This window comes from Pseudobdellovibrionaceae bacterium (genome assembly GCA_023898385.1).
Lineage (GTDB): Bacteria > Bdellovibrionota > Bdellovibrionia > Bdellovibrionales > UBA1609.
Window position 1 is genome coordinate 3,199,838 of sequence record CP060220.1, and the last position, 20,811, is coordinate 3,220,648.

At 46.2% G+C, this 20,811-nt stretch carries 19 protein-coding genes; 17 read left to right on the forward strand and 2 right to left on the reverse strand.

Annotated elements, in window-relative coordinates; all coding sequences use genetic code 11:
- The first annotated feature begins 159 nt into the window (after window positions 1-159).
- The 9 genes from H6626_14770 to H6626_14810 all read left to right on the forward strand — a co-directional run bounded on the left by H6626_14770 (window position 160) and on the right by H6626_14810 (window position 10,712).
- On the forward strand, window positions 160-975 hold the full coding sequence (locus H6626_14770; protein ID USN47424.1) for an outer membrane beta-barrel domain-containing protein: 816 nt from the start codon (window positions 160-162) through the stop codon (window positions 973-975).
- Window positions 972-2,579, forward strand: a complete 1,608-nt coding sequence (locus H6626_14775) for a hypothetical protein (GenBank protein USN47425.1) — start codon at window positions 972-974, stop codon at window positions 2,577-2,579. Before H6626_14770 ends, H6626_14775 begins: the two co-directional genes overlap by 4 nt.
- The gene (locus tag H6626_14780) at window positions 2,554-5,763 is read left to right on the forward strand and encodes a tetratricopeptide repeat protein (protein USN47426.1); all 3,210 of its coding nucleotides are present in this window, start codon (window positions 2,554-2,556) and stop codon (window positions 5,761-5,763) included. Before H6626_14775 ends, H6626_14780 begins: the two co-directional genes overlap by 26 nt.
- A 1-nt stretch (window position 5,764) precedes the next feature.
- A complete protein-coding gene (locus H6626_14785; protein ID USN47427.1) occupies window positions 5,765-6,580 on the forward strand; it encodes a tetratricopeptide repeat protein in 816 nt (271 codons plus the stop codon).
- 68 nt (window positions 6,581-6,648) lie between these two features.
- Window positions 6,649-6,891, forward strand: a complete 243-nt coding sequence (locus H6626_14790; GenBank protein USN47428.1) for a hypothetical protein — start codon at window positions 6,649-6,651, stop codon at window positions 6,889-6,891.
- Entirely contained in the window at window positions 6,888-8,951 is a 2,064-nt protein-coding gene (locus H6626_14795; GenBank protein ID USN47429.1) for an AgmX/PglI C-terminal domain-containing protein, read from the forward strand. Before H6626_14790 ends, H6626_14795 begins: the two co-directional genes overlap by 4 nt.
- Window positions 8,952-9,056: 105 nt before the next feature.
- Entirely contained in the window at window positions 9,057-9,653 is a 597-nt protein-coding gene (locus H6626_14800) for a MotA/TolQ/ExbB proton channel family protein (protein ID USN49057.1), read from the forward strand.
- A 7-nt stretch (window positions 9,654-9,660) separates the two neighbouring features.
- Window positions 9,661-10,128, forward strand: a complete 468-nt coding sequence (locus tag H6626_14805; GenBank protein USN47430.1) for a biopolymer transporter ExbD — start codon at window positions 9,661-9,663, stop codon at window positions 10,126-10,128.
- On the forward strand, window positions 10,128-10,712 hold the full coding sequence (locus tag H6626_14810; GenBank protein USN47431.1) for a biopolymer transporter ExbD: 585 nt from the start codon (window positions 10,128-10,130) through the stop codon (window positions 10,710-10,712). Before H6626_14805 ends, H6626_14810 begins: the two co-directional genes overlap by 1 nt.
- Here the strand turns inward: H6626_14810 and H6626_14815 are convergent.
- On the reverse strand, window positions 10,709-11,410 hold the full coding sequence (locus tag H6626_14815; GenBank protein USN47432.1) for a DUF4339 domain-containing protein: 702 nt from the start codon (window positions 11,408-11,410) through the stop codon (window positions 10,709-10,711). The genes H6626_14810 and H6626_14815 overlap by 4 nt on opposite strands.
- Before the next feature lie 117 nt (window positions 11,411-11,527).
- Between H6626_14815 and lptC the strand changes: the two genes are divergently transcribed.
- The 4 genes from lptC (at window position 11,528) to H6626_14835 (ending at window position 15,387) form a co-directional block, all read left to right on the forward strand.
- Window positions 11,528-12,514: an LPS export ABC transporter periplasmic protein LptC gene (lptC, locus tag H6626_14820; GenBank protein ID USN47433.1), complete on the forward strand. Its 987-nt coding sequence runs from the start codon at window positions 11,528-11,530 to the stop codon at window positions 12,512-12,514.
- Window positions 12,511-13,233: an LPS export ABC transporter ATP-binding protein gene (lptB, locus tag H6626_14825; protein USN47434.1), complete on the forward strand. Its 723-nt coding sequence runs from the start codon at window positions 12,511-12,513 to the stop codon at window positions 13,231-13,233. The genes lptC and lptB overlap by 4 nt, the downstream gene beginning before the upstream one ends.
- Before the next feature lie 9 nt (window positions 13,234-13,242).
- The gene (gene rpoN, locus H6626_14830) at window positions 13,243-14,685 is read left to right on the forward strand and encodes an RNA polymerase factor sigma-54 (GenBank protein ID USN47435.1); all 1,443 of its coding nucleotides are present in this window, start codon (window positions 13,243-13,245) and stop codon (window positions 14,683-14,685) included.
- 243 nt (window positions 14,686-14,928) lie between these two features.
- Complete coding sequence (locus tag H6626_14835; GenBank protein USN47436.1) at window positions 14,929-15,387, forward strand: methylated-DNA--[protein]-cysteine S-methyltransferase; 459 nt, start codon at window positions 14,929-14,931, stop codon at window positions 15,385-15,387.
- Window positions 15,388-15,425: 38 nt separating this feature from the next.
- On the opposite strand, the gene H6626_14840 is transcribed toward H6626_14835, so the two are convergent.
- Window positions 15,426-16,904: a prepilin-type N-terminal cleavage/methylation domain-containing protein gene (locus H6626_14840; GenBank protein ID USN47437.1), complete on the reverse strand. Its 1,479-nt coding sequence runs from the start codon at window positions 16,902-16,904 to the stop codon at window positions 15,426-15,428.
- A gap of 518 nt (window positions 16,905-17,422) precedes the next feature.
- Between H6626_14840 and raiA the strand changes: the two genes are divergently transcribed.
- The 4 genes from raiA (at window position 17,423) to H6626_14860 (ending at window position 20,806) form a co-directional block, all read left to right on the forward strand.
- The gene (raiA, locus tag H6626_14845) at window positions 17,423-17,767 is read left to right on the forward strand and encodes a ribosome-associated translation inhibitor RaiA (protein USN47438.1); all 345 of its coding nucleotides are present in this window, start codon (window positions 17,423-17,425) and stop codon (window positions 17,765-17,767) included.
- Between the two features lie 422 nt (window positions 17,768-18,189).
- Window positions 18,190-19,209, forward strand: coding sequence for a sigma-70 family RNA polymerase sigma factor (locus H6626_14850; GenBank protein USN47439.1), 1,020 nt, complete (start codon window positions 18,190-18,192; stop codon window positions 19,207-19,209).
- Between the two features lie 182 nt (window positions 19,210-19,391).
- Entirely contained in the window at window positions 19,392-20,558 is a 1,167-nt protein-coding gene (locus H6626_14855) for a methionine adenosyltransferase (GenBank protein ID USN47440.1), read from the forward strand.
- 20 nt (window positions 20,559-20,578) lie between these two features.
- The gene (locus tag H6626_14860; protein ID USN47441.1) at window positions 20,579-20,806 is read left to right on the forward strand and encodes a ribbon-helix-helix domain-containing protein; all 228 of its coding nucleotides are present in this window, start codon (window positions 20,579-20,581) and stop codon (window positions 20,804-20,806) included.
- Window positions 20,807-20,811: the final 5 nt, after the last annotated feature.

The following is a 20,811-nucleotide window of genomic DNA, read 5'->3' on the forward strand; positions in this document are numbered from 1 at the left end:
GAACCCGGGCCCTGGTTTGGGCTTTTTTGGATTTGGTTGGCGTATGGCCTTTCGGCTAATTCTATAATGCTGGTCCAGATTCTTCTGCAATCAATTAGAAAATATCAACCATTTTGATATCTTAATAAGGTAGCAGCGAGTTTAATTGGAGTGCATCAGGTGACTACAGCAACGGCAAAATTCGTATTTCTAGCTGTCATTCTTGGAGCTATGAGTGGTGGTATATGTTCAAAGCCATCCTATGCTCAGGAACCAGCAGATGAAGTGGAATCTCTCTACGATCGTTTTGAAGATAAAGAAGAAAAAGAATCGCAATCCCGTCAAGAAGCTAAAAAATCACAAAAAACCATAAAACCATCACATATTTCTGATTTGGCTCAGCTCTCACCATTTGAAGATATAGCTGTGATCCAACGTCGATTCTTACCAAAAACCAATCGCTTTGAAGCGTCTCTTGTGGGAACCATTGCAACGAACAATGCTTTTTTCAATACGAATGGTGCTGCCTTAAAAGCGGCCTACTTCTTTAAAGAAAAGTACGGTTTAGAGTTCACCTACATGTTTATTAATAGCCAAGAAAGAACCATCACAGAAAACCTGCTAAATGTGCAACAGATTCAAACCTCAAGCTTTGTTGAGCCCAAAAACTATATGGGGTTGTCATTTAAATGGTCTCCCATATACGGAAAAGTGGCCTGGCTCGATAACCGCATTGTGCCCTTTGACATTTACTTTACGCCGGGGTTTGGCATGACAAAAACGGCGCTCGGAAAATCCGAAATGACCGCAAGTCTAGGGTTTGGCCAGAATTTCGGCTTATCAAAGAACTGGGCGATTCGGTGGGATTTCAATTGGAACTTCTACCAAGCCACAGTTATCAACCAGACTACAAGCCTAGAAGAAAACAAATTTCACAGTGATCTATTTTTATCACTCGGAGCGAGTTGGTACTTTCCGGAGGCGGACTACCGATGAAGAAGATTATACTCTTAGCTCTTGCCCTTATAGTTCCATTTGTCGCGCCAGCCAGTCCACCATTGGTATCACAGGCCCCGCAAATGGCAACGCCCCTATTGGTTGCCCAAGCGGCAAAACAACGTCGTAGCAAGAGCACTCGCAGTTCAGGCAGCGAGCTTGGCGAGGCTCTAAAGCTCGCCAGAGAAGGGAATTACCCGAAAGCCTCAGAGATGCTTTTTCGCCTCAGCCTTGATCCAAAATACAGATCAAAACGAACGCGCATCAAATATATTCTTGGTTTAATGCTCTATCATATGAAACTTTACCAAGTTTCTGCGTTTCAATTTATTAGTGTTATCCGTGAGGGGAACACAAAGTTTTTAAAAGAATCCCTAGAAAAACTCTCTCTCGCTGCGGATGCCTTGGGTGACGACACACTATTGAACTATGCTATCTCTCGAGCCAAGGCCGAGTCATTTCCTCGGGTTCACAGAGATATGCTATTTTATCGAATTGGTGAGTTTCAGGTTCGTCAGCAGCTATTTAAAGACGCAGCCCGCAGTTTTGATCTGGTAAAACCATCAAGCCCGTTTTACAGCCGAGCCAAGTATCAACAGGGATTTGCCTATGCCAAATCAAATGAGATCAAAGATGCCTTGAAGGCCTTTGAAGAATTGATGGATTCACGCATCGGACACCCGGTCACCGATCCGGCAAGGGTATCAGGTATGATGGGTAAGGCCCGAGTTCTCTATCAAATGAAAGATTGGGAAGCTGCCGTTGAAGCCTATCGAAGTATCCCTCGAGACACAGACGCTTGGCATGACACGATTTTTGAAAGCAGTTGGGCCATGTTGCGTTCGGGTCGATTTAGATCAGCATTGAGTAACTTTCAGTCTTTACACTCGCCCTACTATGAAGACACATACTTGCCCGAGTCATTGCTCCTGCGGGGCATAGTTTATCTTTATATTTGTCAATACGACGAAATGGACAAAGTTTTAAATATGTTTGATCGAATTTATGATCCTGTTTATCAAGATGTGAGTCGTTATCTAGATCAGGTAAAAAATTCGACGACCTACCTTAAAGATATGGTTAAAGCCCTCAAGGCAGCCAAAGAAAAAGGTTTCGAGCCCGCCAGTGCCAATTTACCCATTCCATACATTGTCGCGCGACGAGTGGCGAAAGAGGGCGATTTTCAAAGATCCTACGACTACATCAAGCAGCTCTTAACTGAAAGCCGACGCATGCGAGCTCAACCCGCCAGCTGGCGACAATCCGGAATTGGCAAATATGCGGAAAGAGTTCTTAAGCGAAGAATTGTAAAGGCGCGTACCCGTGCCGGGCGGCAGGTGCGAAGCCATATGGTTGAGATTCGACAAGAGCTTATTGATCTTATTGAACAAAAAGAACTTATCTACTTAGAGATGGTGAATGGTCGAAAGCAACAACTAGAGCAAAAAGTGGCCGGCAAAGACTTGCCCAGCGTACAAGTGGATGAAGACAACGAGAGAGATTATTACATTCAAAATGGATATGAGTATTGGCCATTTAAAGGCGAATATTGGTTAGATGAACTAGGTAACTATCACTATGTTGGAACGAGAAGTTGTCAGTAAATTAAAGTCTGGGCGCAGCCTTGCATTGATAATGCCGCTGATTATTGGCATTGTTGTCGGGATTTCTCCGCCAATGGCATTCTCCCAGCAGCAGAAGAAAAACCGAACTGTCGGTGATATTTTAAAGACCATTGAAAAACAGGCGCGCGAGAGCCAAATTCAAAAAGAAAAAAGCGCTCTCCCAGAAGCGGCCGCTCAACAAAAATCCGCACCTAAGACCTATAAGATCACGGCGCCGAAGTCTTCAAAGTTTTATTACGAGCAAGGCAGTGACGAAGGGGCTTTGGAGCAGGCCACAGACGACGCCATCAAGCAGACAGTGCGTGTGATAAAGCGTCTAGGGCGAAGTCCAAAGAGGGGCGAGCTTTGGTTGCGTTTGGCTGAACTCTATGTAGACAAAGCTAGGCTCATTGATTTTCGAATACAGAACAAGTATGACGAACAGCTTAAACTATACCAAGAAGGTAAAGTGAAGAGCCGTCCGAAATTAGTTTTGGATGAAGCTAATAAATACAATATTGAGGCCATCAAGCTATACGAACTATTTCTGAAAGACTTTCCGAAAGACGATAAGGTTCCGCAGGCACTTTACTTCTTGGGGTACAATTATTTCGAATTAGGTGATGTGGCTAAGGGCGAGGTTTTCTACCAGAGGCTGACAAAAGAGTATCCCAAAAGCACATATGTCACAGAGTCAAATTTCACATTGGGTGAGTACTATTTCGAAAAAGAAAACTACAAAGAGGCCCACAAGTACTACGTGCGCGTTGTAAAAGACAAGAGTCACAGGCTATACAGTTTTGGCTGGTATAAGCTAGCATGGAGTCTATTTAAATTAGGCGAGCATTCAAAGGCAATTGCAGGATTGCGCCAGGTTATTTTTATTGGTCGAAAAAATAAAGGCCAATCAGAATCTGATGGACGGGTGCCGCAAATTAAGCTGGCCTCAGAGGCCATCAAAGATCTCGTTTTGTTTTATGGAGAGTCGGGCAAATATAAAACGGCTCGTAGCGATTTCAAAAAGATTGTTGGAACCAAAAACCTAGACCGTATGATCGAGCGTCTGGGCTATTATTATGTAGACACCGGCAATCGCGATGGGGCGAGATATTTATTCAAGCAGTTGATCGAATCGGATCCCAATGCTGAAAAGGCGTTTGATTACCAATATCAAATTGTGAACCTTTATTCTTCGGCAGGCTCATCAAAAGTTCTTCGCTCAGAACTTTATGGTTGGATTCAAGGCTATGGGCCCGGTAGCTTGTGGGCGAAGTCAAATGCCCAAAATCCAGAACTTGTGACAAAATCCCATGCGTTGATTGAGACAACGCTCCGAAACTATGTTTTGCGCCAACATCAAGCGGCTCAAAATTCAAGGTCGAAATTTTCGCAGCAGCAAGCCAAGGCTGGATACCAGTTGTACTTTAATACATTCAAACAAACTGAAAAATCAGATGAAATGCATTTCTTCTTTGGTGAACTCCTGTTTGATGTGGGTGACTATGAACGGGCAGCGTATCACTATTTGTGGGTCTCTGATAACGCTCCCAATAGCAAGTACATGGAGCAGGCTTCTCTTAATGCCCTTTTGGCGTTAGAGAAGAATCTGCCTCAGCCTGCTGAGATTCGTAAAATTGTTGGTAAAAGCATCAAGCCTGTGCCATTTGATCGCACGATCAATGCTTTCATAAAAGCCGCTGGCAAATACACTAAATCCTACGGAGAAAGCGACAACTACGTAGCTATTCGGTACAAGGTGGGAAGTTTATACTACTATTACAATCATTTTGACGAAGCTTTGGAAATTTTTTGGGACCTTGTAGAGAAACACTCTAGCACAAAATACAGTCAATTTGCCGCTAATAATATTCTTGATATCTATAATCTAAAGAAAGATTACGTGGGTCTAGAAAAGGCGGCGGAACGACTTCTGGGTGTGCAGAATATTGCAAAATCTGATGTCGGGTCTCAGATAAAAGATGTGAAATTAAAAACCGCATTTAAGCAGGCCCGTCAACTTGAAGAAGGAAAAGACTATGCCGGTAGTGCGAAAGCCTATGAGAATTTTGCACTTAAAAATCCAATGAGTGAACTCGCAGTGAGTGCCTCGTACAATTCGGCAGTAAACTATGAGCGCGCGGGCAATCTAGCAAAAGCCCTGGGAATGTATGCCATTGTTTTAAGAAGTAACGATAAAAAGAACGAAGGGCTAAAGAAAGACTCTTTGAAGTTCTCTGCACTGGCCTATGAAAAAACGGGCCAGTATTTGAGCGCAGCTGAAGCCTACGAGAAATATGCAGCGCAAAACCCAAAGGACAGTCAGACTCCCGATTTTTATTTTAGTGCAGCCGTTATTAGAGAAGGCGTTTTTCAGTACTCATCGGCGCTATCGAGCTACCAAAAATACTTGGACAAATCGGGTCGAAAAGATCGCTGGGAAGCCCTGTATTTGATGGCAGGAATTTGGGAAAAGCGAGGCAAGTTGTCGAAGGCGGCGGAGCTTTACGAAAAATATATTATGAGCCCTTCGCAGAACTTTGCTGGCATAGTTGAGGCCATCCATAAGGTGGCGTCCCTTAATGAAAAAATGGGTCGAACATCTAAAGCCAACGAATGGTACACGAAGACCATTAGAGTTCAAAAACGATTTAAAGCCAGAGGCAATGACGTGGGTGTACGTTTTGCCGCAGATGCCCAGTTCAAATTGATCTATAAAACCTATGAAGAGCTGCGAGCCATCAAGTTGCCGAGTCCGAAGAGCCTAAAAGATCAAAGGCAGGTTTTGGCGTTTAATAAAAAACTTCAAAAAATCGAACAGCTGCAAAAAGAATTAAAGACAGTTGTGTCTTACGATGATGCAGACACCATAGTAGCTGCGTTAACACTTCAGGGCCAGGCGTTTCATGATTTGTCAGCAGCACTTGCCAACGCCGATTTGCCGCCAGGCCTAAATAATGATCAAAAGAAAATGATACGGGATGGTTTGAATGAGCAGGCCAAAAAGAACGCTGAATTAGCCTTTGGATTTTACGAAAATGCACTGACAAAAAGCTACAGTTTACATGCCTACAATATATGGACAAAGACAGCCCGACTGGGAGCTAACCAATTGGATAAGACAAAATATATTGATTATGGCTTTGAGATTTTCAGTAGCCAACAGGTGGACACTTTAGGGTTGTAGTATGCAAAAATGGATACAAATTTTAATTCTCACGATAAGCTGCGGGGTCGCACAATTGGCGGTAGCCCAATTTGAGGATTCTTCAGGCAAATTGGTGGAGAATACAGAGGCCAACGTTGATACGGTGACCCGAGAAAATCGAGACGCCCTAGAAAAGGCCTTCAATGGTTCAGATGAGCAGGCCTTCCTGGATGCAGTAGCCGTTGTTCTGGGTAAAGATGCCAAAAATGCTGAAGGCTTAAATGCTCTGGCAGCTTGGTACATTAAAAACAAAAAGTCCGGTCTTGCCGAAGTTATTTTGAATCGAGCTTTAGAAAGTCACCCTGAAGACCCCGCTTTACATAATAATTTAGGCGTAGTTTATCAAATGCAGGGCAAGTTTTTTGAGGCCATTGCGTCGTTTCGAAAAGCTGTGAGTTTTAAGACTGACCATATTGCCGCCGGCATTAATCTGGGTAGTGTTTATCTGGCCTATGGTGATTTCGAAAAGGCCGTTGAAGCATTAAGGCCTGGATATTTAAGTTTAGGTTCAGACCTTGGTCGCGGAAAAACACCTGCCGTAGAGGTGGCCAACAATTATGCAGTGGCCATGTTTGAAAAAGGTGACGGTGCTGAGGCGACAAAGATTTTTCAAAAGATTGATGAAAGTGAAGTTCGAAATGAGGTGGTTTTATTAAATTATGCTATACTATTAGCAAATACAGAGTCAGATAAGAAAAATGCGTTGCGGGTTATTAGTCGCCTTCGATTTCTGACGGAAGATCCGGGTGTTAGGAAGCGCCTTGATCAAATTGAACAACAGATGGATTCAAAGTGATGAGCCAAGGACGGATAAGATCAAAGAATTATGTCAGGCTGCTTGGCCTTTTCGGGGCATTCATTGTTGTGACAGTGTTGTCTTTCGCAACCCACGCACAATCTAAAAAATCAAAAGGCGACAGTAAGAAAACGCAGTCAATTAATTTTGAAGATGAGCTGATCGAGGGTGCGGGAAAAAAGCCTGATCTATTTTGGTTGCAAAGTAAAAAGAAGTTTAATTTTAGAAAGTTAATTAAATTAAGAAATGATTTTTTGCCTGAGATGGAACGAACGGCAGAGGACCTCAAAAGAGCAGGGAGTGCAGATTGAAGCAGCCAGTGTTCTTAAGAATATATAAAGGCGATCAGTTGGTCGAGGTTAAACAATTCGATCAACAACAGGTGGTGATTGGCAAAAATGGCGATTTGGACATTGCCTTGCAAGATCAAAACGTTTCGCCCATTCACGCTATGATCGAAGAGCGAGATAGCGGCTACTACGTGTCCGACTTGGGTTCGCAATTAGGCACCTTTCATAACGGTGAGAAAACCTTTGACGGCCAACTGAACTCGGGCGACGAGCTGACCATTGGCGCTTATAAAATTCAGTTTTTTATTGGTATTCCAAAGCCAGTGCAGCCACCTCAGGCCGCAGCAAAACCTGGAGCTGCGGGACTATCTTCCGACAAAGCTGTGTCTGGTGAAACAAAAATTATTCCGCCCGTTCCAGGCAAGGCACACGAGGCCGCAGCGGTCACGCCAGAAAGTGAAATATCTTTAGATGAGGAAACGGCCACAGGAATCGTATCTGAAGAAAATGAGATCACGCGAGAGATTCCCATTGATGGAGACACTAAGCGGATTTCACTTTCTGAACTTGAAAAGCTAGATGAAGCTTCGCAACCAGCGTCCAGTTCTGCCGGTGGCACTTTTGCGCCATCAAGTGAAGTGAGTGACCTCAGTGAAATCATCAAGCCTGACAAGGGACCCATAGTTGAAGTCATTGTGGCGTGGAAAGAGCGAATCTTAAGTACCAATCACTTTAGTGAAAAAGGCATCGTTTATATAGGCTCAGACCCAAATTGTGACATTGTAGTGCCCCTACTTGGTGTTGAAATGGGGCGCTATCCACTTTTGAGTTTGGACGCGCTGGCAATTATTAAAGTGCTCCCTACAATGGGTGGTCACTTTGTTCGCGGCAATAAGACAGAGCCCCTTGGTGATTTAATAAAGCAAAACCGACTAGTGTCTGTTGGCGGTCACTACGAAATGCAATTGGGCCAAGGTGAACTTCTAAACCTTCAATTAGAAGACGGCCTGATCAATGTGTATATTCGCTATGTTCCTGAAACACCCAAGCCAATAGCAGCACCACTTTTAGATCTGACCACGTCAGAAGCTGCAGGGGTAGTGGCAGCTATTGCGGTGGCCCTTATTTTTGCGCTGTATATGGCGGTGTATGCTCCTGGAAAGCTTGAAGATGAAAATCGTGTGGAAGAGCCCATTCGTAAGGCCATTGTTAAATTTACGCCACCCACTCCACCTAAAAAAGTGGAGGTGAAGCAAGAAACTGTCCCGACCCAGAAAAAAATCGTGAAGGTGACAGAGAAATCAAAAAAAGCAGAGGCTACAACAAAAAAAGAGCCAGGGCAGGCAGCACAAGTAAAACCAAAAGAGACTCAAACTAAAAAGAAAGTGGTTACTTCTGCCCGTCCAGGCGGTTCAAAAAAAATGGGTAAAGAAGCCTCTTCAGCTAAAACAGTAGAAGTGGACCCAACGCAAGTGGGGCTTCTGGGTGCATTTGCCGGCCGAGGAATGCAACAAAAATTGGATAAAGCGGCCACCGGAGCAGGGAGTCTGATGGGATTAGCTGATCAGCAAACCGGTCGCTCCGGTATGGGCGAAGACCGGCCCGGAGATCGCCTTGGAACACGTGGGTTTGCTGACGGAGCTGGTGGTAAGGGGTCATCCACAGTGGGCATTGGTGATGTGGGCATTAAGGGTGGCCGAGGGACCGGAAATTTTGGAAGTGGTGTTGGCGGAATTGGTCAGCGAGGACGGGTGGACGTAAATATTGGTGGGGATGATGCTGAGTTTGAAGGCACCATCGACCGCGAAGCCATTCGACGAGTGATTCTTGCCAACAAAAGGGCGATTAAAGCCTGTTATGAGCGAGCCTTAACCAGAAACCGCGGGTTAAGCGGTAAACTCGTTCTGCAATGGAATATCGAAGAAAGAGGCCGTGTGACAGCGGCCAAAGTCGTGAGTAACCAGCTCGACGACACTGTATCAAGTTGTATTATTCAGCGATTGAAAACATGGAAGTTCCCTGAACCACCCGCCGATCAAATTGCGCAGGTTCAATATCCTTTCGTGTTTTCGTCGCAATAATTTAAGGGGGTAATTAAAGTGGAAGAAACAGCCGTTGAAGTGGTACACCAGTGTGCCAATATAGACAATTTTATAGGTCGCGCATTTTGCGAAGGCGGGCCAGTGATGTATATCATCGCAGTGGTTTTCGCAGCAACAATGGTATTGGTTATCGAACGTATTTTGACGTTGCAAAAACTGACCATTGATAAAAGCAGTTTAAACGAAAGTTTATTCAGCATGATTTTACGGGGAGATCTCAAGCAGGCGATCACATTTTGCGATCGAAAGCCAGCTCCCGTGACAAACACATTGAAGGCCGGATTGGTGCAGGTGTTGAATCGCCGCCCAGATGAAGAGGTGCAAGTGGCAATGGATGCATCTGTTCTTCGCGAAACACCACGCCTTGAGGGGTGGACCGCATTTTTGGCTGTGTTCGGTAACGTCGCAGTGCTGATTGGTCTTATGGGTACCATCTTTGGACTGATTGCTTCATTTAGAGGTGTGGCTAATGCAGATGCGGCAACAAAGGCACAGATGCTTTCTGCCGGTATTTCTGAGGCGCTTAACTGTACAGCGTTTGGACTGCTTGTTGCGATCATAGCGATCGTGTCTTACGGGTTTTTCCAAATACGTATTGGACGGGCTATTAATGACATGCAAGAAAGTAGCATGAATCTTATGAACTTGGTTGTAGCAAACCGCGATAAGATTAAGGGTTAAGGTCTAGATGGCACATATTGAAGAAGGTGGCTCAGGTCGGCAAGCTAACGTAGAGGTCAATATCGTCCCCTTTATTGACCTTATGAGCGTGTTAGTGATCTTTTTGTTGATCACTGCCGTGTGGTCGCAGGTTTCAATGATTCAAATCGGAAGCTCAGTGTATGGGCAAAAGAGTGAGGATGAATCGGTTAAGCCTCCAGATCGTATTGAAATTCCATTTCGTGTGGATGTGAAAACGAGTGGTTACCGAGTTCAAGTAGGGCCGCAGAGTACTGTGATACCCAAGGTTGGTGAAGAGTATGATACGGCTCGGTTATTGACTGAGGTAAAAAAAGTGAAAGAGATTTACCCTGATAAAACTGATGTCGTAATCACTGTAGCCGATTCATTGCCATACAAAACTTTAATTGGTGGGATGGATGTTCTGCTGCAGGCAGGTTTTCCCCAAATTGCTGTGACGTCGGAGGTGCAATAATGCCAATCCATGTACCTGGTGTTCGCAATCGTCGTGGCCGCGCCGCTGGTGCTAAAAGAAGTGTGGTAGCGGTATTGTCATTAACTGCTATGGTGGATTTGTTCACGGTGCTAGTTGTATTTTTACTGCAAAACTACAACGTCACAGGACAAGCTCTTGAGATTCCAAAGGGCGTTGAACTTCCCTCGGCTCAAGAGGTCAAGGAGTTAAAGCCGGCCAATGTGGTGATTGTGGGAGAAGATTTTGTGAGATTGAATAACGAAGTCATCATACCTGTGGCAGATGTAAAACGCCAAACAGCGTGGGAAATTGACAAGCTGATTGCGCGGTTAAAGGAATTGATTGAAAAAGGTAAAAAAGAAGATCAATCGGTAGCCACAAAACTGCGTGACGCGGTCAAAAGAAAGTCTGAAAAGGAAGGCGAAGAGGAAGAGCTGCCAGAATACCGAAAGATAACAATTCAGGCTGACAAAGAAATAGATTTTCTATCCATTAAAAAGCTGATGTATTCAGCCACTCAGGCGGGAATTTACGAAATCAATTTTGCAGTGATGAAAAGAGCCGGAGAAAAAGACGCTTCTTAAGCGGCTTTTGCAGCTGTGGTTTTGTTGACGTATGCAATAATCTCATTTTGTGCTTCGGCAGAAATCCGCTCGAATTTGAACCCGACAAATCCTTCTTGGCTGACATACTGAACTATCGCGCGTACCTTAATCGACTCCGAAAGGAGTTCCGTTTTCAGTTCTGCAGTCACTAAGTTTCCTGCAGTGATACTGTCATCCAGTTGTACGGCTCCAAAACCACCGGCTCCAATGGTTGCGAGTCGGCCAATGACCACTCGTTCATCAGAATGAATGACCACAGATCCGGTGACCCGGGCCCGCGGAAACTCCCTGCGGTTAATCCCAAGGTCTTCGATAATGTCTTGAAAGTGAAATAAATCGGCCCAGGACTTCATTCCCTTTGTCCAAATGAGCACTTCTTTTTTTGTATCGATTTTCGCAAGAGCGTCTAAGAGTTCAGTTCGGGGCAAAGGTCCGAAGCTCTCTCCGAGGTAGGCATAGTGCCACATTTGCGGTCGCTTATTTTGTTGACTGGGCTGATTCAGAAGCTGATCCAATTGCGCCCGCCACTGTTGGGCGGTCAGCCACTCTGCCATAGCGCGTCCCCAGATCATCATCTCAGAGGAAAACTCACCAGTGTCTAATCCTTGTTTCACCTGATCGGTGGTGTAAGGTCCAGAGACTTCTTCATTTAAGCAGGCATACCATTTTATCATCATACATGACGTATCGGGTTATAATGGCAAAAACTTGAGTGCATAGGGGGAATATTTAAACAAATTTTTACTGCGTACGCTAAAATCGTGCCACTTTCGTGATAGAATGGAACAGTGAAAATGTTGGAGAAAAAATGGGCCAGTTGGGCTCTCACAGTGCTTTTTACTCTGTTGGCCGTGGAGATCATCATCGTGGCTCCCGATCATTTGGAGATTTCTCAGAGCCCTTCGGCCGAGTCTCAATCGGCACTCGCTGAAAGTCCAGATAGAGCCAGTCAGACAATGACCGGTGTGCACTTAGTGGAGACGCGAGAAAAGGCCAAGGAGTGGGAGTTGTGGGCGAAAAAGGCGGTGGGATTTGACCAGCGTGAGTCGTGGGCCTTGAACGATATTCGCGCCATGTTTTTTTCATCTGATGGCGTCACATTTACAGTGACAGGCGATCACGGCCGAGTGGATTTGGTGACTAAAAACATGCGCGTCACGGGCAACGTGGTGACTCGCTCCTCAAACGGCTATGTTTTTCAAACAGATAACGTGGAGTACAGATCGGATAAGCGAATTCTTGAAAGCGCGACTAAGGTGTTTATGGCGGGCCCCAAGGATAGACAGGGCGAGCGTCTGAAGCTGACTGGCTTAAAAATGGTGACGGACCTTACGGACTCCCTCATGAAGGTGTTTGATGAAGTCCGTGGCCAAAAAAAGACAAAAGACGAAAAGGTCATATCGGTGCAGAGTGAGCAAGCGGAATTCAGTGGTCGGTCCCAGCAAGCCCGCTTTTTGAAGAATGTGAAAGTGGGACTTGGTCCTATGAGTCTTACGGGCCCAGAGGTGGAATTTAATTTCGATCAAGATGCCGGGCAATTCACTACGATGGCGGTTTCCGGCGGGGTTAAAGTGAAAGACAAAGACAAGCAGGCCACTGCGGAAAAGCTTCACGTGGACTTGTCAAAAAATAAATTTGTCTTTACTGGTAATCCGAAAGTGATTCAGGATGACGATGAGTTGCAAGGGGATGAAATAGTCTTTCTCGACGGTGGACAAAGCGTGCGTATCAATAAAGCCCGCGCTAAAATGGGGGCTGATCGATTGGAGAGTGGATATTGAATCAACTAGTGATTAAAGGAATTAGTAAATCTTTTCGTCAACGTCAGGTTGTCGATCAAGTGTCGTTTGCCATCCATAGCAAGGAAGTGGTGGGACTTTTGGGGCCTAATGGGGCGGGTAAGACGACGAGCTTTTACATGGTTGTGGGACTGCTCACACCAGATAGCGGCACGATTTTATTGAATGACAATGATATCAGTCAGTTGCCCATGTATCAGAGGGCCAGGCTCGGGTTGAGTTATTTACCCCAAGAGCCCAGCATATTTCGTCGCTTGACTGTGAGAGAAAATCTTATGGTGGCGCTTGAGGCATTGTCCCTGACATCGGCAGAGCGGAGTGAGCGCCTAGAAAGTTTACTTGAGGAATTTAGCATTCAACATATTCGTGACAGTTATGGTTTTTCACTTTCAGGTGGTGAGCGGCGGCGTGTTGAGATTGCTCGATCTTTGGCTGGGCAACCTAAATTTCTGCTTCTAGACGAGCCTTTCGCCGGTATCGATCCCATTGCGGTGGGTGATATTCAAGATATTATAAAAAAACTTAAAGAACAGGGACTGGGCGTATTAATTACAGACCACAATGTCAGAGAAACCTTGGGAATTTGTGATTATGCGCATATATTAAAAGATGGGAAGGTTGAAGTTGCCGGTAGCCCTAATGAAATTGCGGGTTCAGAAGTGGCTCGTAGATTTTATTTGGGCGAAAACTTCACACTTTGAGGAGTCAGGATGGCGATTAATCTGAAAATGTCCATGAAGCTTTCGCAGAACTTGCGAATGACGCCCCAGCTGCAACAAGCAATTAAGCTTTTGCAGTTGTCGCGAATGGAATTAGAGACAGAAATTCGAAAAGAGTTGCTCGAAAATCCTGTACTCGAGGAAGTTGTTGATACGTCAGATGATGATCCCGCTAAAAGAGATCAGCAAACCGCTAGTGATGTTGCAAACAATGAGGGCCAAGACGGCTCTGATCAAGATCCCAGAAAGCAAGACGAATTTGAATGGGAAAATTATCTAGATAGCAACTACAAGACACCGCAAAGTTCAGGCGGTGGCAATGAAGAGATCATGAACTATGAAAACTTGATCTCAAGTAAACAGACATTGTCGGATCATTTGTTTTGGCAGATGCATTTATCTGGGTTTAATGATGAAGAAGAAGGTATAGCCACCGTTTTGATCAATTACATTAATGACGACGGTTACATTTCAGCACCCCTAGAGCAGATATCTGAAGATGAAAACATCAGTGTGCAAGACCTAGAGGATATTCTGCCTTTTGTACAAGAATTTGATCCCCCAGGTATTGGTGCCAGAAACCTGAAAGAGTGTTTGCTCATTCAAGCCCAACATTTGCAAGAAGATACCAATGACCTTGTCGCTTTGATAAATAATCACCTCTCAGATCTTGAGAAAAAGAACTATCCGGCCATTGCCAAAGCCATGGATCTAGATGTGGAAGTGGTTTTGGATATGGCAAAAATTGTTTTAAGTATGGATCCAAAGCCAGGGCGAGCGTTTGTAAGTAATGACACTCACTACATTACTCCTGATGTCTATGTATACAAAGTGGGCGAAGAATATGTGGTCTCGCTCAATGAAGAGGGATTGCCTCGACTTCGTGTCTCGAATCTTTACAGAAGTCTATTGCAGGCAAAAAAGCAGGCGAACCAAAGCGATACTCAAGAATACGTTCAGGATAAATTGCGCTCGGCCATATGGTTAATTAAATCAATCCACCAGCGGCAACGAACTATTTATAAAGTGACCGAAAGTATCGTTAAGCACCAGGAAGAGTTTTTTGAAAAAGGGCCAGGCTTTATTCGGCCAATGATTTTAAAAGACATTGCCAATGACATTGGTATGCACGAGTCCACTGTGAGTCGGGTGACAACTAATAAGTATGTTCACACCCCGCGGGGAATTTTTGAACTGAAGTATTTCTTTAATTCAGGGATTTCTCGAAGTGACGGCGACTCGGTAGCTAGTGAATCAGTAAAATTAAAAATCAAAGATATGGTCGATAACGAGGACGCGAAAAAACCACTTTCAGATCAAAAGATCGTGGACCTATTGAAAAAAGACGGCATCGTGATTGCCCGTCGAACTGTGGCAAAATATCGAGATATGCTAAAGATATTGCCATCATCAAAGCGAAAAAAGTATTACTAATAGGTACCTGCTTCCTTTTGTGGCGACAGTGCGTTGGACGAGCCCCCCCCCGTCCCACACGCGGACTCGCTGCCGGCCCGAGTGGCCGCATGTCGTCTTCGGATTGCGTCACTTTGTGCCGCAACCCGGATACGCCATGCACATCGGGAGGGCAGCGAGTCCGCGTGTGGGAAGGGGGGGGGATCGTCTAACGCACTGTCGCCACAAAAGGAAGCAGGTACCTATTACTTAGATGGGAGTGTTGTGTTTGATTCGGTTTATTTTTTGTCTCCGGTGGGTTGGCTGAGGATTTTTGCCGACGGGGGGGTCATTGTTCGAGTTTCATGGGTGCGCCGGGGGATTCCTGGTGACGCGTCTTCGCCGCTGTTGAGGCAGGCGCTCAAGGAGTTGGGCGAATATTTTTCTGGTGAGCGGAGGCAATTTGATGTGCCCGTGCGGGCCTTGGGCACCGAGTTTTCAGAGAAAGTATGGCATCGTCTTGCAGCAATTCCCTACGGCGAGACCCTTTCGTATTCCGCACTGGCTACTGATGTGGGATGCCCCGGTGGTGCGAGAGCCGTGGGTTCGGCCTGTGGTCGAAATCCCGTTCCGATAATTATTCCCTGTCATCGAGTGTTGCCACGTTCTGGGCAGTTGGGTGGCTTTGCGTGGGGGCAGAACGCCAAGCGAGTTCTTTTGCAGCTGGAAAATCAAACGTGGTAAAACCCAAGGTCACGGTGTAATCAACGCCAGAATGGTGATTAAAATAAACTGTTAAATGTGCAGTTCACCTTAACTCCCTCAGTGATACCCGTGCTTCCTGTTGGGTCAACAAAGGTGACCTCGGCTTTAGCCATCGAGCCAATGGGATCGGGGAGTTGGATAAATTTAATTCCCGCCTCCATATGAGAACTACCGGCTTGGCCCCATAGTGTGCATGACTGCATAGTGTGCCAGTTGCCGTCTGTCCATGCCATCGTGTTTGTGTCCCAACCTGAATCGCATTGGCCATTTTGGCCGGACAGATAATAAGTGGCATGTCCAATCTTATCGGTGGCAGTTATTCGGAAGTGTCCGTAATATCCAGCTTGCGGCGAACCCCAGAACTCCACCCAAGCTTCGACTCGATAGCTGCCGTTATCGCCCACACAATGGTCGTGGCCTAACAGGGAGCCTCCGCCGGAGTAGCCCGAGTCATAGGGGGATTCACCACCTGTGGGCGGGGTTTCATCTGTTCCGGTGCCACTTCCCGCCGCCACGCAAATGGGGTTGCCGCTGCTGTCATAGCCACTGATGGCTTGCCCTGAGGCGCAGTCGGGTAGATCGGTGCACACGCGGCTGCCATCTGCGTTGATGCCCTCTTCTTTTTGGCCGGGTAAGCAAGCAGAACCTAGTACAAAGTTGACGGGCTGGCATTGTTTTGTCCCATCGGCGTTGATTCCCGTCATCATTTGCCCGGCAGGACAGCTGCCCACAGCGGGATTGGTGAATGAACACCCACCATCGACAAAGGCCCCGTTCAAGGATTCGCATAGGGCTTCGGGATCCTGCCCGGTCCCATCTCCCGAAGGCAGTGCGCACAGTCCAGTGGCGTTGTCATAAGTCCCACCGATAGATTGGCACATCGTATTCACTGTGGCTGGGACGCCAGGACGCATAAGATCGAAATTATAGCGGGCGATATTAACGGGAAAACTACCGGTGCCTTGGTATTTTTCAAAGGTCACTTCCACAGTCACCGTCGGTGATTTACATGATGCGGTTGTGCACCCGGCCCCAATCATGGGTTTCCACTGGGCTCTCACGCCGATAGGGCACTCTATTGAAGGATAAGTGGAACAAGCCGATCCATTTTTGTCAAAACCTCTACCGTTATCTATATCCAGGTCGTAAGCCAGGTCATTGCTACTATTTACGATGGCTCTTATTTTGTTGGGAATGTCATTAGAGGTATTTTCTGCCGCTGTTTTGCACTCAAAACTATTGGCAACGTCTTTTAAACAGGCAGTGTCGTTTTGATCGGTGCCATTGTAGGAAACCGTATTGTCCCAAGGCACTTCATGGTTGATTAAAGTCTTGATGCTATCTCTGAGATCTTGAACGGCATAACGAAAGCTGAGGTGACTTTGAACGCGTAACATGTCGGCCATCATTGTGAGCGTGACACTCAGTATGATACTGAATATCCCGATTGTGACCAGCAATTCCACTAACGACAGACCACGTTTATTTTTAACCATGGGCCCCCCCCATTGATTCGATAATTATCCCATAAAGATATATCGGGCATTGCCGATAAAACTTTAGTCTGTACTTTGCCTGCCGGACGAATTTTGGTTAAAATTTGGCAATCTTGTTTTGTTAAAGAGAGAGATTTCAAGGAGTTGGGGCTGCTGTGAAATCTGTTAAATTTTGACATAAAAATTATTTGGGTGTCTCAAATTGGGATAAATTCGAATTGCTGGGCAACGCGACATACGAACAAAAAATTGATTTAAACACGTCCAGCCGGAAGGCGCCTTCGCCGCATCAAAGTGCTGCCAAAAGGTTACCTCTGCAACATAAAGGCCACGGCCAGATGTAGATCACAGGGGTCTCGCAAGGCTTGTCTAACAACGAAACAAAGATTTTAAGCGTGCCCTCAGAAAAAAGTTTATGTTTTTTTTCAATAGTAAGAACCTGAAAATATAAGTAATGCAGGCTAAGAGTGGGGGTTGTTTTTTAATCTCTTAGCCCATTCATAGACTTGGGGGACAGAATGAAAATAGAAATCCAGTTCAAAAGTTTAGAACACTCACCATCACTTGCCGGATACACCGCAGACCGATTACAGAAATTAGATAAACTCACAATGAAACACAAAAAGGCCCGAGTCCATTTCAGTGCCGTTCGCTTTCTTAAACAGGTAGAAATCGTCATCTATGGCAACGGGGCCACACTCTCGGCTTCAGCCAAATCCGATGATTTTCATACGGCGGTCGATTTAGCTGTTCACAAGTTGATGCGACAGCTTGAAAAACAAAAATCAATCATTCAACGCCACAAAAACTACGCTAAATCCCGAGCGGGGCGCTTAGAAAGAATGTTAAAAGAAGCGGCCTGAGTCTTTTTGAAAATTCATTTCGAGGCCTAGTATTAGTGAGACGCTTGTTCAAGTCTTGCGTAGCTGAGCCTCGCTATCAAGGATCACGACAAATTTTGCAAGTAGTGTGAGAAGGCCGCTACCGTGGATTTGTTTTCTTGTGCGATATTTTTTTCGTTTAATTTTACCGAAGGACCTCGAAAGTTCGTGGTCTGACAGTGGGTGACCGTGCGGTTTACGTTGCTTTCATGCAGTGCTCGAACCTTTGTGAGGGCACATTAGGGCTTGACCAAATTTTGCCCTAAAGGCAGAGATGTTCAGAATTTAAACACCCCAAATAGAATTTATTGGCCGTAGGCGCGGACCCGCTAATTGCAAAAGAGCAGGGGTGGTTCGAGATGAGTAGGCTCTCGAGTAAATATAAACTGAGGAGACTTTTGATCATGTGGTATTCAGCGACCTTGCGCGTTTTGTTGGCGATCTGCGCTATCAGTTTTAGCACCGTCAGTTCTGCCGATTTTCAGACTCCAAATGACGGCCCTGAGCCATGTGGCAGATCGCTGTCACTTGACCAGGCCTCCGACATCGACACGGAACCAGGCTTAGAGTTTTCAGGTGTACCTGCGGTCGGCGGGTACAATATCTATCCCCGTCCCTCGCGGAAGGAAAACGACATTATGTTGAGAGCTTATAAATCCGCAAAGACAGAGCCAGAGCGTTCTGTTTGGCAAAAAAAATTAGTAGAGGCCAATATGGGACTGGCGTTGAATTTATCGCGCAAGTTTCTGAGGGGTCAGACCGACGGCTTACGCGAATTTATGCAGGCCGGAGCCGTGGGATTGGTTAAGGCCATAGCGGACTATCGGTTTGATTACCAATCAGATAGGTTGGACGAGGGGCAAAGCGTGGCCTTTAGCTCCTTTGCTTATCCGTATATTCAAAATGAAATGCGTGAACAAATGCGGGTGTCGCGGTCCCTTGTCCTGTCGCCTCACAAAGAAAATGATGTGAAAATCTACCAACAGACTCGCCAGAATCTTTTGCGACAATTACAGAGAAATCCCACGGTGTCAGAAATCGGGGCGCACCTGCAGTGGACGGACTACAAAGTGAACCAGGTGGCGCAGTTGGCTCAAGAAACGATGTCATTGGATTTGCCACAGTTTGATGATTCCGATCAGTCGGTCCTTGATAGTATGGCGTCTCATCGGCCCGAATATAACCCGGCCCATGTGGTGGAATCTGAAGACTCAGAATCTCATTTGGCGAGAACCATAGAGCGTCTTGCAAGCAAATTCCCCAAGCCCATGCAAGTGATGAAATTAGTTCTAGAGGGCGCCCATGAAACCGGAGAGCTGCCCACTAACGTCGATATTGCTAGTAGGTTGGGCGTTACTCCCGAAGCCGTCCGCCAGCACCGCAAGCGGGGAGAGGACCTTCTGCGCCAACACCTCTCCATGTAAGCTGTTGCGCGTTAGTTGAGTTCTAGCGTGTAAGCGTCGGGAATGGCGGATTGTGCGACCAAGGATTGTCGATGCTATGCACCGCAAATTTCAAGTTGAAGTCGGCGACCTGGAATTCCTGACCAAGATAAGGTAGGACTACCACACTTAACTTCACGAAAAACCTAAGGGGATTCCTAGTTATGATGAAAAATTACCTTTTCACCAGTGAGTCAGTTTCTGAAGGCCATCCCGATAAAATGGCGGACCAAATCAGCGATGCGGTGTTAGATGCATTGTTGAGTCAGGATCCCAAAAGCCGCGTGGCCTGCGAGACAATGATCTCCACAGGATTCGTGGCATTGGCCGGCGAAATCTCCACGGAATGCTATGTCGATATGCCCACTATTGTGCGCGAAGTGATCAAGGATATTGGCTACGATAGCAGTGAAAAGGGTTTTGATTATCATACCTGTGCGGTACTCACTTCCATAGACCGACAAAGTCCCGATATTGCCATGGGAGTGGACGAGGGCTCGGGTAAAGAACAAGGTGCCGGCGACCAGGGCTTGATGTTTGGGTATGCCATCAACGAGACCCCAGAGCTTATGCCAATGAGTATATCTTTGTCCCATAAACTGGTCAGAGAGCTTGCCAGTATTCGTAAAAGTGGGCAGGTGAATTTTTTGCGTCCAGATAGCAAAAGCCAGGTGACCATCGAGTATCAAGACGGAGTGGCAAAACGCGTGGATGCCATCGTGTTATCCACTCAACATTCTGAAGATGTGACCACGAAAGAGATAGAGCAGCTGGTGCGGGAACAATTGATCCCAAAGGTGATCCCTGGTGATTGGATTGATTCAAAAACAAAAATATTTGTTAATCCCACCGGACGATTTGTTTTGGGCGGGCCCCATGGTGATTGCGGTCTCACCGGACGTAAAATCATTGTAGACACCTACGGTGGGCACGGCGCCCATGGTGGCGGCGCATTTTCAGGTAAGGATCCTTCTAAAGTGGATCGATCGGCAGCCTATGCCGCTCGTCATATTGCTAAAAACATCGTCGCTGCAGGTTTAGCTGATCGCTGTTTGGTGCAAGCGGCCTATGCCATTGGTGTGGCTGAGCCAGTGAGCTTAATGGTCGACGACTACGGCACTGGCAAAGTTAGCCCCGAAGTCTTAGCCAAAGCTGTGCGCCAGGTATGGAGTTTGAAACCCGCTGATATCGTGCGTGATTTTGATTTGCTAAAACCGCGATACCGAAAGTCTGCGACCTACGGGCACTTTGGGCGAACTGAAGAAGAGTTCACTTGGGAAAAAACCAACCGAGTGGATGCCCTTAAAGACGCCGTAAAAACTCTGTCTTAGTGGGTGAGGCGGCGACGTTCATGGGAAAAAAAGTCACAACAACAGTGTACATCACAGAAGATCAGCAGCGGGCGTTGCGTTTGCTGCATGATCGATCAAAAGTGCCTGTTGCAGAATACATTCGTCAGGGCATTGATTTGATCTTAAATAAATATCAAGATTTACTTCCTGGGCAAATGGAGTTTGGTGCGCTTCCCAATGGGCAAAAACCCGATGCTTTAACAATTGAGGAGCTTCGGACTCCGTAGAGCCT

Coding starts and splice junctions, on each gene's coding strand:
- H6626_14860 (USN47441.1), top strand. CDS start 20,579: ATGGGAAAAAAAGTCACAACAACAGTGTACATCACAGAAGATCAGCAG.
- H6626_14840 (USN47437.1), bottom strand. CDS start 16,904: ATGGTTAAAAATAAACGTGGTCTGTCGTTAGTGGAATTGCTGGTCACA.
- H6626_14855 (USN47440.1), top strand. CDS start 19,392: ATGATGAAAAATTACCTTTTCACCAGTGAGTCAGTTTCTGAAGGCCAT.
- H6626_14805 (USN47430.1), top strand. CDS start 9,661: ATGGCACATATTGAAGAAGGTGGCTCAGGTCGGCAAGCTAACGTAGAG.
- H6626_14815 (USN47432.1), bottom strand. CDS start 11,410: ATGATGATAAAATGGTATGCCTGCTTAAATGAAGAAGTCTCTGGACCT.
- H6626_14780 (USN47426.1), top strand. CDS start 2,554: ATGTTGGAACGAGAAGTTGTCAGTAAATTAAAGTCTGGGCGCAGCCTT.
- H6626_14800 (USN49057.1), top strand. CDS start 9,057: ATGTATATCATCGCAGTGGTTTTCGCAGCAACAATGGTATTGGTTATC.
- H6626_14850 (USN47439.1), top strand. CDS start 18,190: ATGTGGTATTCAGCGACCTTGCGCGTTTTGTTGGCGATCTGCGCTATC.
- H6626_14785 (USN47427.1), top strand. CDS start 5,765: ATGCAAAAATGGATACAAATTTTAATTCTCACGATAAGCTGCGGGGTC.
- rpoN (USN47435.1), top strand. CDS start 13,243: ATGGCGATTAATCTGAAAATGTCCATGAAGCTTTCGCAGAACTTGCGA.
- lptC (USN47433.1), top strand. CDS start 11,528: ATGTTGGAGAAAAAATGGGCCAGTTGGGCTCTCACAGTGCTTTTTACT.
- raiA (USN47438.1), top strand. CDS start 17,423: ATGAAAATAGAAATCCAGTTCAAAAGTTTAGAACACTCACCATCACTT.
- H6626_14810 (USN47431.1), top strand. CDS start 10,128: ATGCCAATCCATGTACCTGGTGTTCGCAATCGTCGTGGCCGCGCCGCT.
- H6626_14775 (USN47425.1), top strand. CDS start 972: ATGAAGAAGATTATACTCTTAGCTCTTGCCCTTATAGTTCCATTTGTC.